Below are 789 nucleotides of genomic sequence, written 5' to 3' on the forward strand. Positions count from 1 at the left end.
CGGCGCGGCTTAACTCAGGTGTTAGATTGATGGAAAAGACACGCTCGCCACTCATAGACCTCGGCATTCTGATTGCCGTCCTACCGGCATTCCTTTTCACCATCGGCACTGCCTACCGTAACGGCTATCTTTCCGCACTCCGGCTGAACGCCGCAATCCTTGATCAAAACTTCCACCAGACCACCTATCAAGGATTCATCCAGCTCATGTCACACGGCTTTACGGCTCTTGCGCTGGCTGCCGTACTTCTGACAATCCTTGCCTACACCGTCATTCCATATTTAACGGACTATCTAGAGAAACAGCCAAAACTGCGCAAGTTCATTGCCATAGCCTTCTCTCCGCCATCGCGCAATCCGACTGAACATGGTGCTCGTCGCATCTCTTTAGCCGCAATAACGGTAATGATTGGGTCAGTAATGTATCTGTACTGCCTAGCTCATTTTGAGAATAGTGGGCGCAACGCAGGCGCAGCCGAGTTGAAAGCACTTCTTGCAGCAAAGTACGAGAACAGCAGAAATATCAAAGTTGTTATCGACGGCAAGCCAGTTGATCTGGTCTACATTGCGTGCGGAAGCACGAACTGCGCTGGATATGCACCAACAAGCAAGCGGCTCGTTTATTTCCCGCAGGGAGTAATGTCGTTCCCGGCGCCATCAATCTAACAATTCGTTCAAGCCGAGACCGCTTCGCGGCTCGGCTTAAGTGGTAGCGTGTACCACATCGCCGTGCCGCGCAGCGGTCCGGCTTAACTCAGGTGTTAGGTTTAGCGCGGAATTTTTTGGGGAT

General features: G+C 52.0%; 1 protein-coding gene. It reads left to right on the forward strand.

What is annotated here, in order from left to right:
* Positions 1-665 (forward strand): hypothetical protein (locus K7B09_RS13095; RefSeq protein ID WP_223629907.1); only part of this gene is annotated, 665 nt, incomplete at its 5' end.
* Positions 666-789 lie beyond the last annotated feature (124 nt).

It is taken from the genome of Thermomonas beijingensis (assembly GCF_020034655.1).
GTDB lineage: Bacteria > Pseudomonadota > Gammaproteobacteria > Xanthomonadales > Xanthomonadaceae > Thermomonas > Thermomonas beijingensis.